At 63.0% G+C, this 13598-nt stretch carries 14 protein-coding genes; 11 read left to right on the plus strand and 3 right to left on the minus strand.

Annotation, left to right across the window (positions count from 1 at the left end; translation table 11 throughout):
• Window positions 1-3 precede the first annotated feature (3 nt).
• Both VFG26_RS12270 and VFG26_RS12275 read left to right on the plus strand, forming a co-directional pair.
• Window positions 4-708 carry a response regulator transcription factor gene (locus VFG26_RS12270; RefSeq protein ID WP_325025661.1) on the plus strand — a complete coding sequence of 235 codons (705 nt, stop codon included), beginning with the start codon at window positions 4-6 and terminating at the stop codon, window positions 706-708.
• A 53-nt stretch (window positions 709-761) separates the two neighbouring features.
• Window positions 762-2174: an ATP-binding protein gene (locus VFG26_RS12275; RefSeq protein ID WP_325025663.1), complete on the plus strand. Its 1413-nt coding sequence runs from the start codon at window positions 762-764 to the stop codon at window positions 2172-2174.
• 258 nt (window positions 2175-2432) lie between these two features.
• Here VFG26_RS12275 and proC read toward each other — a convergent pair whose 3' ends face one another.
• The 3 genes from proC to VFG26_RS12290 all read right to left on the minus strand — a co-directional run bounded on the left by proC (window position 2433) and on the right by VFG26_RS12290 (window position 4341).
• Window positions 2433-3260 carry a pyrroline-5-carboxylate reductase gene (gene proC / locus VFG26_RS12280; RefSeq protein ID WP_325025665.1) on the minus strand — a complete coding sequence of 276 codons (828 nt, stop codon included), beginning with the start codon at window positions 3258-3260 and terminating at the stop codon, window positions 2433-2435.
• Between the two features lie 51 nt (window positions 3261-3311).
• Window positions 3312-3809: a YbjN domain-containing protein gene (locus tag VFG26_RS12285; RefSeq protein ID WP_325025668.1), complete on the minus strand. Its 498-nt coding sequence runs from the start codon at window positions 3807-3809 to the stop codon at window positions 3312-3314.
• A gap of 253 nt (window positions 3810-4062) precedes the next feature.
• On the minus strand, window positions 4063-4341 hold the full coding sequence (locus VFG26_RS12290) for an accessory factor UbiK family protein (protein WP_325025670.1): 279 nt from the start codon (window positions 4339-4341) through the stop codon (window positions 4063-4065).
• Between the two features lie 207 nt (window positions 4342-4548).
• Here VFG26_RS12290 and lgt point away from each other — a divergent pair, with 207 nt between their 5' ends.
• The 9 genes from lgt (at window position 4549) to ychF (ending at window position 13593) form a co-directional block, all read left to right on the plus strand.
• Window positions 4549-5388, plus strand: a complete 840-nt coding sequence (lgt, locus tag VFG26_RS12295) for a prolipoprotein diacylglyceryl transferase (RefSeq protein ID WP_325025672.1) — start codon at window positions 4549-4551, stop codon at window positions 5386-5388.
• Window positions 5385-6524 carry a class I SAM-dependent methyltransferase gene (locus VFG26_RS12300; RefSeq protein WP_325025674.1) on the plus strand — a complete coding sequence of 380 codons (1140 nt, stop codon included), beginning with the start codon at window positions 5385-5387 and terminating at the stop codon, window positions 6522-6524. The genes lgt and VFG26_RS12300 overlap by 4 nt, the downstream gene beginning before the upstream one ends.
• Before the next feature lie 32 nt (window positions 6525-6556).
• Complete coding sequence (gene pgeF / locus VFG26_RS12305) at window positions 6557-7345, plus strand: peptidoglycan editing factor PgeF (RefSeq protein WP_325025676.1); 789 nt, start codon at window positions 6557-6559, stop codon at window positions 7343-7345.
• Between the two features lie 258 nt (window positions 7346-7603).
• Window positions 7604-8623: a hypothetical protein gene (locus VFG26_RS12310; protein ID WP_325025678.1), complete on the plus strand. Its 1020-nt coding sequence runs from the start codon at window positions 7604-7606 to the stop codon at window positions 8621-8623.
• 176 nt (window positions 8624-8799) lie between these two features.
• Complete coding sequence (locus VFG26_RS12315) at window positions 8800-9735, plus strand: ribose-phosphate pyrophosphokinase (protein WP_325026103.1); 936 nt, start codon at window positions 8800-8802, stop codon at window positions 9733-9735.
• Window positions 9736-10014: 279 nt separating this feature from the next.
• On the plus strand, window positions 10015-10734 hold the full coding sequence (locus VFG26_RS12320; protein WP_325025680.1) for a 50S ribosomal protein L25/general stress protein Ctc: 720 nt from the start codon (window positions 10015-10017) through the stop codon (window positions 10732-10734).
• Window positions 10735-10887: 153 nt separating this feature from the next.
• A complete protein-coding gene (pth, locus tag VFG26_RS12325; protein WP_325025682.1) occupies window positions 10888-11637 on the plus strand; it encodes an aminoacyl-tRNA hydrolase in 750 nt (249 codons plus the stop codon).
• A 36-nt stretch (window positions 11638-11673) separates the two neighbouring features.
• Entirely contained in the window at window positions 11674-12402 is a 729-nt protein-coding gene (locus VFG26_RS12330; RefSeq protein WP_325025684.1) for a hypothetical protein, read from the plus strand.
• 93 nt (window positions 12403-12495) lie between these two features.
• On the plus strand, window positions 12496-13593 hold the full coding sequence (gene ychF / locus VFG26_RS12335; protein ID WP_325025686.1) for a redox-regulated ATPase YchF: 1098 nt from the start codon (window positions 12496-12498) through the stop codon (window positions 13591-13593).
• Window positions 13594-13598: the final 5 nt, after the last annotated feature.

Below are 13598 nucleotides of genomic sequence, written 5' to 3' on the forward strand. Positions count from 1 at the left end.
CTGATGGCGCAGGATCGAGCCGAACCCATTCCGGACAACGCCCCCCACATCCTTGTTGTAGACGACGACCAGAAAATTCGGGGCTTGCTCGGCCGGTTCCTGTCGAGCAATGGCTTCCGCGTAACCGAAGCGGCAGACGCCGCCGCGGCACGCTCGTTCATGCGCGGTCTCTCGTTCGATCTCGTTCTCCTCGACGTGATGATGCCCGGCGAATGCGGATTGTCGCTCGCGCGCGATCTGAAACTCACCCGCCCCGTACCGATCTGCATGTTGACGGCGCTTGCCGAAGCGCAGGATCGCATCTCTGGTCTCGAAGCCGGCGTCGACGACTACGTATCCAAGCCCTTCGACCCCCGTGAGTTGCTGCTGCGCCTGCGCAACATCCTGCGCCGCGGGCAGGTGCAAACCACCCCGCGCGACGAGATCCGCATGGGCGGTTGCGTCTTCAGCATCGCCCGCGGCGAGCTGAAGAGAGACGACGAAGCCATCAAGCTCACCGAACGCGAACGCGATCTCCTGCGCCTCTTCTCGCAGCGCATCGGCGTTGCCGTTCCCCGCCACGAACTCTCGAGCGATGACAGCACGGGAAGCGAGCGCGCGATCGACGTCCAGATCAACCGCCTCCGCCGCAAGATCGAAGCCGATCCCTCAAACCCGGTCTACCTCCAGACGGTCAGAGGCAAGGGCTACATCCTCTACACGGATTGACCGCGATGGCCGGCTTAAAGCCGGACACGCCAACGGCGGAATAATTGCACCAAATGGTGGTCTTGCCCGAAACAACCCCGGAGACCGGCAGGTTTGCCTCGCGGTATCAACGCTTCCGTGAGCATCCGATCGTCGTGGGGCTGCTCAACATCGGCGCCGAGATGCTGCCGAAGGGCCTTTATGCCCGCGCCCTGCTCATCATCATCACACCAATCGTCGTCCTCGAAGGCGTCATTGCCTTCGCCTTTATGGAGCGCCATTGGCAGGCCGTGACGCGCCGCCTGTCGGAAGCGACCGCGCGGGACATCGCAGCCCTGATTGAGGTCTACGAGGACCTGCCGAAAGCCGACGGCGCCCAGAAGATCATTGATCTCGCCCGCGAGCGTTTGAGCCTCCAGATGGAGGTCTTACCCAACGGCGATCTTCCCCCACCCGGCCCCAAGCCCTTCTTCCGCCTGCTCGACCGCGCGCTCTCGAACGAGTTGCGCAAGCACGTGCAGCTGCCGTTCTGGATCAACACCGTCGGCGATCAGAACGTCGAAATCCGCGTTAAGGTCGATGACGCCATTCTCCGCTTCGTGGCGACCCGAAGTCAGACCTACGCCTCGAACTCGCATATCTTTCTGCTCTGGATGGTGGGTTCCTCCGTCATTCTGCTGACGGTCGCCATCCTGTTTCTGCGCAACCAGATCCGGCCGATCCTGCGTCTCGCCGATGCGGCGGATGCCTTCGGCAAGGGCCGCGGCATCCCTGACGACTTCAGGCCGCGCGGCGCCCGCGAGGTTCGCCAGGCGGCTCTGGCCTTCCTGCAGATGCGCGACCGCATCAAGCAGCACGTCGAGCAGCGAACGACCATGCTCGCCGGCGTCAGTCACGACCTCAGAACCGTGCTGACGCGCTTCAAGCTCGAATTGGCGCTGCTGGAGGACACGGCCGAGACGCGCGCGCTTTCGAGCGACGTCGACGAAATGCAGCACATGCTGGAAGACTATCTGGCCTTCGCCAAGGGCGACGGCGGCGAGGAAGCCAAGCCCACCGATTTGAAGGAGCTGCTCGAAGAGATCGTCGACGACGCCTCGATCTATGCCTGCAACATCGAACTCAAGATCCGCAAAAGCAAAGGCGGCATTGTCTTGCCGTTGAAGCGGCAGGCCTTGAAGCGCGCCATCATGAACCTCGTGACGAACGCCGCGCGCTTCGGCGACCGCATCATCATTCGCGTCGCGCCGGAAGGCCGCTGGGTCCGCATCGAGGTCGATGACGACGGCCCCGGTATCCCCGAGCACGAGCGCGAGAACGTCTTCCGTCCCTTCTACCGGCTGGACCACGCCCGCAATCAGGACGAGGGCAACAGCGGCCTCGGTCTTGTCATCGCCCGCGACATTGCCAAGAGCCACGGCGGCGAGATCGCCCTGGGCGAAAGCTCCATGGGCGGCCTGCGGGCGATTATTTCCCTTCCGAAGTAGGGAAAAAGTTCCCGAAAACCTTTGTAGATGAAGATGTTAGATCAAAAGCTTCACACAGCTTTGTGATTTGACCGTTATGTTATGAAGTTACAAATTGAGGGACATCGGACCGGCGGCCAAACCCGTCGAACTTGGCAAGGTGTCCTCCGAGCCTGAGTCCACCGGTACCGAAATTCCCGATCGCCGGGGCCGCCACAGCCCATTCGGGATGAGCTTAGTGGCCGCGAACTGAGACCGAGACCGACATCCCAGCCCCGGTCAACGTCCCAGCTCGCGGCCGCGTTTTTTTGCGGCGAGCACGGCTTCCTGCATCAGCTCCTTGAGACCGCTGCCCTCGCGCATCAGCACGGCAAGCGCCGCAGCCGTCGTGCCGCCGGGCGACGTCACGTTGCGCCGGAGCGTTTCCGCGTCCGTGTCTGAGCGATGGAGAAGTTCGCCGGAGCCAGACACCGTCGCGCGCGCGAGCCGCGTTGCCGTCGCCGGATCAAGCCCAGCCGCGACGCCCGCCTCTGCCATCACTTCTGCCAATAGGAAAACGTAAGCCGGACCAGATCCTGAGACGGCCGTTACCGCATCGATGAGACTTTCATCATCGACCCACACCACCTCGCCGACGGCGCCGAGCAGGCTCTCGCAAACGTCCTTCTGAGCTTGGGTTGCATGCGCGTTGGCGACAGCACCGGTAATGCCACGCCCGATAGCAGCCGGCGTATTCGGCATCGCGCGAATAACGGCGGCGCCGGGCGGCAGATGGCGCTCGAAGCTCGCAAGCGTCTTGCCAGCAGCAATCGAAACGACGACCGTCTCCGGCCCCGCGAGTTTTGCGAGCGCCGGGAAAACGTCGTCCATCACCTGGGGCTTCACCGCGGCGACAATCACCGCAGGCGCAGCGTCGAGCGGCCCGAGTTCGGCCGCCGTTTTGATGCCGTGGCGGTTGGCGAGATCGAGCGCCGCGCCCGCAAGATTTGGATCTTGAATAAGAACGCTGGCGGGATCGAGCCCTTGCTCGAGCCAGCCCTCCAGCATGGCGGCGCCCATCTTACCGGCGCCCGCAAGCACCACCGGACCATTCAATTGCAACGGCATTCTGGGAATTCCTCGGCGAAGCACGCCGAACCCAGGAAATGGCGTCCGGCTTTAAGCCTGGCCCTGCGTCTCAAACATCGTCGAAACGAGAGCTTCTTTGCTCTCCTTACCCGCCCACACCACGAACTGGAAGGCTTGATAGTAACGCTCGCAGCCTTCGAGCGCGGCCTTGAGCATCGCCTCGCACTGGCGCACCGTCGCCACTGTGCCGTTGAGCAAAAGCGCGTGACGGAACATCACCAGGCCTTCTTGCGTCCAAAGATCGAAGTGACCGAGCCAAAGCTGCTCGTTGATCTGCGCGATCAGGCGATACATTTCCGTCAAGCGGCTTGCAGGGACCCGGAAGTCGAACGCGCAGGCCAGATGCAGGGCTTCGAGATCATCGCGCCAATTGATCGAGATGTGATAATCAGCCCACGTCCCGGCAACGATGAGCGTCAGCTCTTCATCGCTGGCCCGTTCGCAGGGCCAGTCGTGGGTCTGGGCCAGCTGCTCGATGAGATCGATCGGATTGAGAACGCGGTCAGAACCCTGTTCCGCAACTGCCATGTAATTGGTTCTCCAAGTCTGCCGCGCCGGGATGGCTTAACGAACGACGCAAAACACTCAACCGTAAGCGCCGCCTTAGTACTGCGCCGGACAAAACCAGACGCCCCGTCGAGTCGCAAGCAGACCCGGCCGACGCGCAAACCTTGTCCACGATCAAAGTGGCAAAGCCCGGGCGCGCCGGGGTCCGGAAAGCAGTTCACCCACGTTTGCTGGTGAAAAGCCGCTTAAACTGTGGATGCTTCGAAAGCACGTATCAGACCGTCGAGGTGCCCTGCAGCGAGAGCTGCGCGACCTGGGACTCGAGCGCTGCCACGCGGGCCGCGAGCGCTTCGTTTTCCTGACGCGCTTTCTGCGCCATCTCGCGAACCGCTTCGAAATCCTCGCGCGTCACCACATTCATTTCGCGCAGAAACTTCTCGGCCTGAGCGCGGAAGATCGCCTCGGTTTCCCGCTTGAGGCCATCGGCCGCCCCGGCGGCGTCCGTCATCAGCTTGGCAAAGTCATCAAAGAGTCTGTTCGTCGTCTGGGTCATTTGAGGTCTCGAATTTGAGTGTGTTCACAAGTTATGGCGATTGCGGTCCAGGCCCGCAAGCTCAGGCCAACCAGGAACCCGCAAGCCGCCCCGAAAGCCGCAAGCGATGCCGCTTGACTTTGCCCCAGCGTTCCCAAACAACGCTTCGCAGTCAGGCTTTTCCAGGGCCTCGCTACGGCCAGTAGCCGAACTTTGCTCGGAGCGCCGATGACACCTCTCGCCCTTCTGACCTACCCGAATATCAACCCCGTTGCGATCGAGTTCGGACCATTTGCGGTCAAATGGTATGGCCTCGCCTACATGGCTGGGCTTCTGCTCGGCTGGCTCTATGTCCGCCGCCTGATCTCCACCCCGAAGCTCTGGTACGGAAATAAGCCGCCCCTGACGCTCGAACGGGTGGACGACCTTCTGCTCTTCATGACGGTCGCGATCATCGCCGGTGGCCGCCTCGGCCAGGTCCTGCTCTATGACCCCGCATATTACTTTGCGAACCCGGCCGAAATCTTCAAAGTCTGGCACGGCGGCATGAGCTTCCACGGCGCGTTCGTAGCGTCCGCGCTCCTGCTCTGGCTCTTCGCGCGCATCTATAAGGTTCCGACCTTCTCCGCGACGGACCTCGCCTGCGCCGCCTCGCCGCTCGGCATCTTCTTCGGCCGCATCGCCAATTTCATCAACTCCGAGCATTGGGGCCGCGTGACCGACGCCTACGTCGGCATGGTGTTTCCCAACGGCGGGCCGATGCCGCGCCACCCGAGCCAGCTTTATGAAGCGCTGCTCGAGGGCCTCATGCTGCTCATCATCCTGGTCGTCGCGATCCATCGTTTCGATGCCCTGAAGCGCCCGGGTCTCGTCACCGGCCTCTGGCTCCTCTGGTACGGCATCGCGCGCAGCATCTGCGAGTTCTTCCGCGAGCCCGAACCGGATCACATCTTGAACATCGGCCCCTTCACCGCCGGCCAAGTCTATTGCATTCCGATGCTGGTGCTCGGCATCTTCATGATCTGGTACGCAAACCGGAAGTATGCTGCCGGAAAGGCCGTCGTGTGACTGTAGACCCTGGATTGCGTCGCGACACGCCGCTGTCCCGCCGGATCAAGGAACGGATCCGGCGCGACGGGCCGATGACGATTCAGACTTACATGTCGATCTGCCTTTGGGATGCCGACTACGGCTACTACCGGACACGGCCCGTGTTCGGAGCGGCGGGCGACTTCATCACCGCCGCCGACATCAGCCAGGTCTTCGGCGAACTGATCGGCGTCTGGGCGGGCGTCGTCTGGCAAGGCGTGCTAGGTGCGCCCAATCCCGTCACCCTCGTCGAATACGGCCCCGGACGCGGCACCATGATGCGCGACGTGCTCCGCGCCGCCCGCATCGTACCGGGCTTCGCCAACGTCACGCGCGTCCATCTGGTGGAAGGCAGCGACGCCCTCGCCGAGATCCAGGCCGAGACGCTGGCCGACTTCCGCGACTCCCTGAGCTTCGGCCGCGAACTCGATGAGTTCAATCCGCCCGCCATCATCTTCGCCAATGAATTTCTCGACGCCTGGCCCGTCGCGCAGTGGGTGAAGACGGCATCCGGCTGGCACATCCGCGGCGTCACCCTTGATGCCCGGGGCGAGTTGCAGTTCGCAGGCATCGACAGGAACTGCCCGCACGAAGCCTTCGAAGCGCTTCTGCCGAACGCGCCCGTCGGGACGGTGATCGAGTCCCAGCGCCTGGACCAGCTCGCCGAAGCGCTGAAAGCGTTGGCCGAGCGCGGGCCCATCGCCTTCCTCATGATCGATTACGGCCACACGACACCGGCCGCAGGCGACACGCTGCAGGCCGTTCGCGAGCACCGGTATGAATCGCCCCTCACCTCGCCCGGCGAAGCCGACCTGACGGTCCATGTGAACTTCTATGACCTAGCCTCAACGCTTCACCGCGCGGGCCTCCTGCTCGATGGCCCGGTCACGCAGGCCGAATTCCTGGGCGCGCTCGGCATCGTCGAACGGGCATCGCGCTTGATGTCGGCGAACCCCGCCCGCGCCGGCGAAATCGAAATGGGCGTCGCACGGCTCTTGGCGCCCAATGGCATGGGCTCGCGTTTCAAGGTGCTCGCCGCCCGCTCGCCCGGCCTGCCGCCGCTCCCAGGCTTCACCGCCGCCCGCGCCACCAGCGCCGCCCCTGGCCCGGCCTGATTACGCAATCTCTTGAACGAAGGTCGCCGCATATGACGCTCAAACCCGTCGAAGCGAAAAACCTGCATGCCCTTGCCGGCATCAAGCACGGCTTCTTCACGCGCCAAGGCGGCGTCTCAACGGGCATCTACGAGAGTCTCAACTGCGGGCTGGGCTCCAACGACGATCAGACGCTCGTGCTTGAAAACCGGCGCCGCATCGGCTTGCACTTAGGTCGCGATGAAGCGACATTCGGACCCGGCGTGATCACGCTCTACCAGGAGCATGGCACGACCGCCTTCGAAGTGACTGAGGCCCCCTCGCGTGACGCGCTCCCGCACGCCGACGCCGTCGTCTCGAAAACACCCGGTCTCGTCATCGGCATCCTCACCGCCGATTGCGCCCCTGTTCTTCTTGCTGACGCGGAAGCCGGCGTCGCCGCCGCCGCGCACGCAGGCTGGCGCGGCGCGCTTCATGGCATCATCGAAAGCGCCATTCGCGAAATGGAGCGCTTGGGTGCTCGCCGCGAGCGTATATCAGCCGCCGTCGGCCCGTGCATCGGCCAGGCGGCCTACGAGGTCGGGCCGGACTTCGAGGCAGCCTTCGTGTCGCGCGATCCGGCCTACGCCCGCCACTTCAAGCAGAATTCGAAGAGCGGACGTCCGCATTTCGATCTGCCCGGCTTCGTCATGAGCCGCCTCGCGGCCGCCGGCGTTAGCAATACCGAGAATCTCGCGCTCTGCACCTACGAGAACGAATCGCTTTTCTTCAGCTACCGGCGTAAAACTCACCGTGGAGACACTGATTACGGCCGACAAATCTCTGCCATCGTCGTGGCGTAACTGCACAATCCACAACCAATGGCGAGGTGCGCCGGGCTTTACACGACCTGCAAACAGTTTCGCCGGGCCGCCATCTGGACGGGCAGTTCTTGGCTGATCTAGAGGGATTAGGTCAGTTCCGGTAGTTTTCAGGGGAGTACAGGCCGCGGGAGTAGCGTTTTCCGGCCGCCGGAGAAGTCGCGGTTGGATAAGGGGGGACGTCCATTGACGACCTTTTGGTTTGCACGTGCGCGTGAGCGCAGAACGCGTCTACGGGTGATGGGTCCAGTGCTCCTGGCCGCCGTCGCCACGATGGGATTGGGCGGCTGCGAGTCGGCATCGAACATATTGAGCGGTGGCGGTAACGCGCCTCAGGCTTCGCTGACCCTTCCGCCAACCACAGCTCCAGTCGCCGCTCAGGCGAAATTCCAGATCGCACCCATCATCGGTTCGCCCGATAACGTTGCTCGGGACTTGCAGTCCCAGCTCGCGTCCTCGATGGGCAAAAACGGCATTCAGGTCGCGACCGCCAGCAACGCGACGGGTGAATACGTCGTGCGTGGCTACATCGTAGCTGCCCGTGAGAAGACGAAGGCGAAGATCTCCTACATCTGGGACATCACCGATCAGGCGGGTAAGCGCGTCCATCGCATCACCGGCGAAGAAGTGATCGGCGGAGCCGGCAAGGATCCGTGGGCCGCTGTCACGCCACCCGTCGTCCAGAGCATTGCCGACAAAACAACGAGGCAGATCGCCAGCTGGTGGTCCACGCAGGGCAGCGCCAACGTTCCCGTCGCCGCCAACCAGACCTCGAACACCGGCGCACCGTCCACCGTCGTCGCCTCGAACAATACGGGCCCGGCGCCGAGCCCGTCCTATCCCACGTCTTCGAGCGCGCCTCCGCTTGCGCCCACGACGGGCAGCATCACGACGTCAGGCCCGATCACGGCGGTTGTGCCGACGGTCACGGGTGCACCCGGCGACGGCAGCACGACATTGACGTCGGCCATTCAGCGCGAGCTGACGAAGAATGGCTTGGCCCTGTCCAACGTGCCGAACGCTCAGGCCTACAAAGTCGAAGGCAAGGTCGCGATGGGACAGGCGAAGGATGGCAAGCAGCCGATCCAGATCGACTGGAACGTCATCGACCCCGCCGGCAAGAAGCTTGGCACAGTGTCGCAGAAGAACGAAGTGCCTCAGGGTTCGCTCGATGGTGCTTGGGGCAAGACCGCCGATGCCGCAGCCGCGGCCGCAGCACAGGGCATTATCAAGCTCTTACCGGGCAAGAACGTAGATTAAGCAAACTGTGCGCGATATTCGCATAACGCACCAGAACGTTGAGATCATTGGGCCCGGACAGTTGAACAGTCCGGGCCCAATTGCTACAAGCCCGCGCGTAACGAGGTTCCGGAGCGAAAATGCCTTTTGATGCCAAGGTCGACGCTCGCGGTATGGAAGGCCGGGGAAAGCTGGGCGTGAAGATCGTAGCGGGAAACAGTAACCGGCCGCTTGCGGACGCCATCTGTTCATATCTGAAGCTTCCTATGGCCAAGGGCCAGGTGAAGCGTTTCGCGGATATGGAGGTCTTCGTCGAGATCCAGGAGAATGTCCGCGGCCAGGATGTCTTCATCATCCAGTCGACGTCTTTCCCCGCGAACGACAATCTCATGGAGCTGCTGATCCTGTGCGACGCGCTGAAGCGCTCGTCCGCCCGCCGGATCACCGCCGTGATCCCCTACTTCGGCTATGCCCGGCAGGATCGTAAGCCTGGCCCCCGAACACCGATTTCAGCAAAGCTCGTCGCCAACCTCATCGAGCGCGCCGGCGCCGATCGCGTTTTGACGCTCGATCTCCACGCCGGACAGATCCAGGGCTTCTTCGACATCCCGACCGACAACCTCTTCGCCGCGCCCGTCATGACGCGCGACATCGAAGAGCATTACGGCAATACCGACGACATCGTCGTCGTCTCGCCCGACGTCGGCGGCGTCGTCCGCGCCCGTGCCCTCGCCAAGCGCATCGGCGCCCCCATCGCGATCTGCGATAAGCGCCGCGAGCGTCCCGGCGAAAGCGAAGTCATGAACGTCATCGGTGAAGTGGACGGCAAGCGCTGCATTCTCATCGACGACATAATCGATTCCGGCGGCACGCTCGTGAACGCGGCCGAGGCCCTGCTCAAGAACGGCGCAACAGAAGTCTCCGCTTACATCTCGCACGCAGTTCTGTCGGGAGGCGCCGTGAGCCGCATCCAGAACTCGCGGCTGAAATCGCTCGTCATCACCGACTCGATCCTGCCGACCGAGGCCGTGAAGGCAGCAAAGAACATCCGCGTCATCTCGATCGCCCCCCTCATCGGCGAAGCGATCCTGAGAACGAGCCGCGAAGAAAGCGTCTCGAGCCTCTTCTACTAAGCAGTGGTCATGCGCTGACGGGGGTCCGGGCGCAGTGAGCGCGACCGGGCCGCCAATTCTTAACGGCACCCGCTGTGCGCCCCCAAATTCGGGGCCCGCATCCGGCTTCCCGGCCAAGTCGCCCGGTTTTCCGCCGTTGCGCGTATGCGGAACCCCAGGTATACACCCCCCATCTCAAGAAGACCTTCCTGAGACGCCGCCCGGCACCCTTGGAGGCCGGCTCGCGGCTATTTGGCTCTTCTGATAGGCAGGAGAGCCACAACACTCGGAGATGATGCCATGGCTGAGCTCATTACGCTCAAGGCTACGGCGCGCCCGCGTGCCGGCAAGGGGGCCGCACGCCAAGCTCGCCGCGATGGAAACGTTCCTGCCGTTATCTACGGCAACAACGAAGCCTCGGAAACGATCAACCTCGAATACAACGAGCTCTGGAAGCAGGTCCTTCGCGGCCACTTCACCTCGACGGCTATCGAACTCGACGTCGAAGGCAAGAAGCACATCGTGCTTGCTCGCGACGTGCAGGTCGATCCCGTTCGTGACACGCCCCTTCACGTTGACTTCCAGCGCGTCGGCAAGGATGGCGTCATCCGCGTTTCGATCCCGATGCACTTCGTAAACGAAACGCAGTCGCCCGGCCTGAAGCGCGGCGGCGTGCTCAACATCGTCCGTCACGATGTCGAAGTGTACTGCCCCTACGACCGGATCCCGCGCTTCTTCGAGATCAACCTCGAAGGCATGGAGATCGGCCGCTCGATCCACATCTCGGAAGTCTCGATGCCGGAAGGCGTTTCGCCGGTCATCAAGAACCGTGACTTCACGGTTGCCACGATCGCAGGCGCGCTCAAGGGTGGCGACGACGAAGCCGCATCGGCCGATGCTGCAGCACCCGCCGCAGGCGCAGCTCCTGCAGCAGGCGCCAAGGCTGCTCCCGCTGCCGCTGGCAAGGCTGCTCCCGCAGCCAAGGCAGCGCCCGCAGCGAAGCCCGCAGGCAAGAAGTAAGACGATCACGAACCGGCGCGATGCTCGCATCGCGCCGGTTTCTCCAAGACGCTTCGCCGCCGTCGCCGCAAAGGCAGGGTTCGGCGGCCGGCTCCCCGGAGGGGAGTCGCCGAACCCAGACAAAAATTGGCGAGTCGGAAGGTGCAATCAAAAATGAAGCTCTTCGTTGGATTAGGTAATCCTGGCGACAAGTATCGCGCCAATCGCCACAACATCGGCTTCATGGCGATGGATCGCATCGCCGAGCGCCACGGCTTCGGACCCTGGCGAAAGAAATTCCAGGGCTACATCTCGGAAGGCGAAATCGGCGGCAAGCGCGTTACGCTGCTGAAGCCGGAAACCTACATGAACGAAAGCGGCCGCTCGGTCGGCGAAGCCCAGCGCTTTCTCAAAATTCCGCTCAGTGACGTCTACGTCTTTCACGACGAACTCGATCTCGCGCCCGGCAAAGTGAAGGTTAAAACCGGCGGCGGCAACGCCGGTCACAACGGCCTTCGCTCGATCACGGCGCACATCGAAAACGACTACAAACGCGTCCGCCTCGGCATCGGCCATCCCGGCTCGAAGGATGCTGTCGTCCATTACGTTCTGAACGATTTTGCGAAGTCGGAGCGCGAGTGGCTGGGCATCCTGCTCGACGCCGTATCCGATGCAGCGGGCTACCTCGCCAAGGGCGATGACGCGCGCTTCCTGAGCGATGTTGCCCGCCTCACGCAGGACGAACCCGAAGCGCCCGCGCCCAAACCTGAGCGCAACACGCGTACGGACGAACCGCGTGCCCCCAAGAAGCAGGCATCCGGGCCACACCCCGCCGGTGAACGCGCCTCCAAACGCCAGTCGGCGTTGGCCGAGAACTTGAAAAAATGGTTGGGCGCGCGAAAATCCGGCAACGAGAATTCGTGATCATCTCGACACGGACGCTCGCGGGGAGCCAGCGTCATGTCCGAGTATCAAGACGAGATCTATTCCGGCCGTCCACGCACAAAGAGCGTGTTCCAGGGCATTGCCGGCGCCCTCATCCTCATCTTCACACTCGGCGTATTCGGAAGCGTTGGCTGGGACGCGTATAACTCTGCCGGCAAGGACAAGAGCGGCGCCCGCCGCATCCTCGCCAAGCGTTGGAACGATCGCACGCTCGTTTTCCCCATCGAAGGCGTCGACCGCGCTGGCCGCCGCGCCGTGTTCGATGTGGTCGTTCTCACCAGGAATTACGGCTGGGTGCGCGGCTCGACCACCGAACTTGCAAAGGACGACCGCCGCCTGTCGCCACAGGAAATCCAGGACGAAGTTCTGGCGCCGCAATTGCGCGAAGGCCTGGGCTCCGCCCGTGGGCTGATCGCAGTGGGTCTGGCGAGCCAGGAAGGCGAAGTCGCGCGCGAGGAGCAGCGCGGTGCCGAACGCGCAGCGCGCACGGCCCAATGGGTGCGACAAGCGCTCGGCGAGCGTATTCCGATGTGGACGCTGAACCTCGGACGGTACGTCAACCCCTGCTCCGATTGCGAAGACAGCGACACGAGCTGGCAACGCCCCTTCATCGTCATTGCAGTGCGGCAGGCCGATCCGGGAACGCACCTCTCCGAAGCCTTGGCCGAGGCAATGTCCTACACGTCGAACCTGCCCGCGCCGTCGCGCTATTCGGCATTTGCGTTTACGAAATTCGCTCGGTGAGCCATAGGGCCGCAGAAGACGCCGATTAGGCTTCACATTGGGCTGCCGCTCGCTTAACCCCACGGCAGCAACAAAACCGGACATCTCCCCGCCATGGGCTTCAAATGCGGCATCGTCGGCCTGCCGAACGTCGGCAAGTCGACCCTCTTCAACGCGCTGACGCAAACCGCGCAGGCAGAGGCAGCGAACTATCCCTTCTGCACAATCGAGCCCAACGTCGGCGAGGTCGCGGTTCCTGACGACCGTCTTGAGACGCTGGCCAAGATCGCCGGCAGCAAAGAGATCATTCCGACGCGTCTCACCTTCGTCGATATCGCCGGTCTCGTGCGCGGCGCATCGAAGGGCGAAGGCCTCGGCAACAAGTTTCTCTCCCACATCCGCGAAGTCGATGCCGTCGCCTATGTGCTGCGCTGCTTCGTCGATGAAGATGTCACCCACGTCGAGAACCGCATAGATCCGCTCGCCGACGCCGACGTCGTCGAAACCGAGCTGATGCTTGCCGATCTCGAAAGCCTCGAGAAGCGCATCTCGCAGATCGAGAAGAAAGCGAAGACGGGCGACAAGGAAGCCAAGGCGCAATACGCCGTCATGGAGAAGCCATTGGCTCTCCTGCGCGACGGCAAGCCCGCACGCCTTGCCCAGATGACGCCGGAAGAAATGCCAGCCTTCCGTGCGCTACAGCTCTTGACGTCGAAGCCCGTCGTCTACGTCTGCAACGTCGAGGAAAGCGCCGCGGCGGAAGGCAACGCCTATTCCAAGCAGGTCGAAGAGCGCGCCAAGGCCGAAGGCGCAGCCGTCGTCGTCATCTCCGCCAAGATCGAAAGCGAGTTCGCAGGTCTGGCGCCGGAAGACCGCGACGCCTTCCTTGCCGAAATGGGCCTCGACGAACCGGGCCTCAACCGCCTCATCCGCGCCGGCTACAGCCTGCTCGATCTCGTGACCTACTTCACCGTCGGCCCGAAGGAAGCCCGCGCCTGGACCATCACGCGCGGCACCAAGGCGCCGCAGGCCGCAGGCGTCATCCACACGGACTTCGAGAAAGGCTTCATCCGCGCCGAAACCATCGCCTACGCCGACTACGTGGCGGGCAATGGCGAAACGGGCGCAAAAGAAGCTGGAAAAATGCGGCTTGAAGGCAAAGATTACGTTGTCCAAGACGGCGACGTCATGCACTTCCGATTTGCGAACTAGGGGTT

It is taken from the genome of Hyphomicrobium sp. (genome assembly GCF_035687085.1).
GTDB lineage: Bacteria > Pseudomonadota > Alphaproteobacteria > Rhizobiales > Hyphomicrobiaceae > Hyphomicrobium_B.

Excerpts from the sequence above, each read along its gene's own strand:
- pth (WP_325025682.1), top strand. The coding sequence starts at position 10,888 with ATGAAGCTCTTCGTTGGATTAGGTAATCCTGGCGACAAGTATCGCGCC.
- VFG26_RS12290 (WP_325025670.1), bottom strand. The coding sequence starts at position 4,341 with ATGACCCAGACGACGAACAGACTCTTTGATGACTTTGCCAAGCTGATG.
- VFG26_RS12310 (WP_325025678.1), top strand. The coding sequence starts at position 7,604 with ATGGGTCCAGTGCTCCTGGCCGCCGTCGCCACGATGGGATTGGGCGGC.
- VFG26_RS12275 (WP_325025663.1), top strand. The coding sequence starts at position 762 with ATGGTGGTCTTGCCCGAAACAACCCCGGAGACCGGCAGGTTTGCCTCG.
- VFG26_RS12270 (WP_325025661.1), top strand. The coding sequence starts at position 4 with ATGGCGCAGGATCGAGCCGAACCCATTCCGGACAACGCCCCCCACATC.
- VFG26_RS12320 (WP_325025680.1), top strand. The coding sequence starts at position 10,015 with ATGGCTGAGCTCATTACGCTCAAGGCTACGGCGCGCCCGCGTGCCGGC.
- VFG26_RS12285 (WP_325025668.1), bottom strand. The coding sequence starts at position 3,809 with ATGGCAGTTGCGGAACAGGGTTCTGACCGCGTTCTCAATCCGATCGAT.
- pgeF (WP_325025676.1), top strand. The coding sequence starts at position 6,557 with ATGACGCTCAAACCCGTCGAAGCGAAAAACCTGCATGCCCTTGCCGGC.
- lgt (WP_325025672.1), top strand. The coding sequence starts at position 4,549 with ATGACACCTCTCGCCCTTCTGACCTACCCGAATATCAACCCCGTTGCG.
- proC (WP_325025665.1), bottom strand. The coding sequence starts at position 3,260 with ATGCCGTTGCAATTGAATGGTCCGGTGGTGCTTGCGGGCGCCGGTAAG.
- VFG26_RS12330 (WP_325025684.1), top strand. The coding sequence starts at position 11,674 with ATGTCCGAGTATCAAGACGAGATCTATTCCGGCCGTCCACGCACAAAG.
- ychF (WP_325025686.1), top strand. The coding sequence starts at position 12,496 with ATGGGCTTCAAATGCGGCATCGTCGGCCTGCCGAACGTCGGCAAGTCG.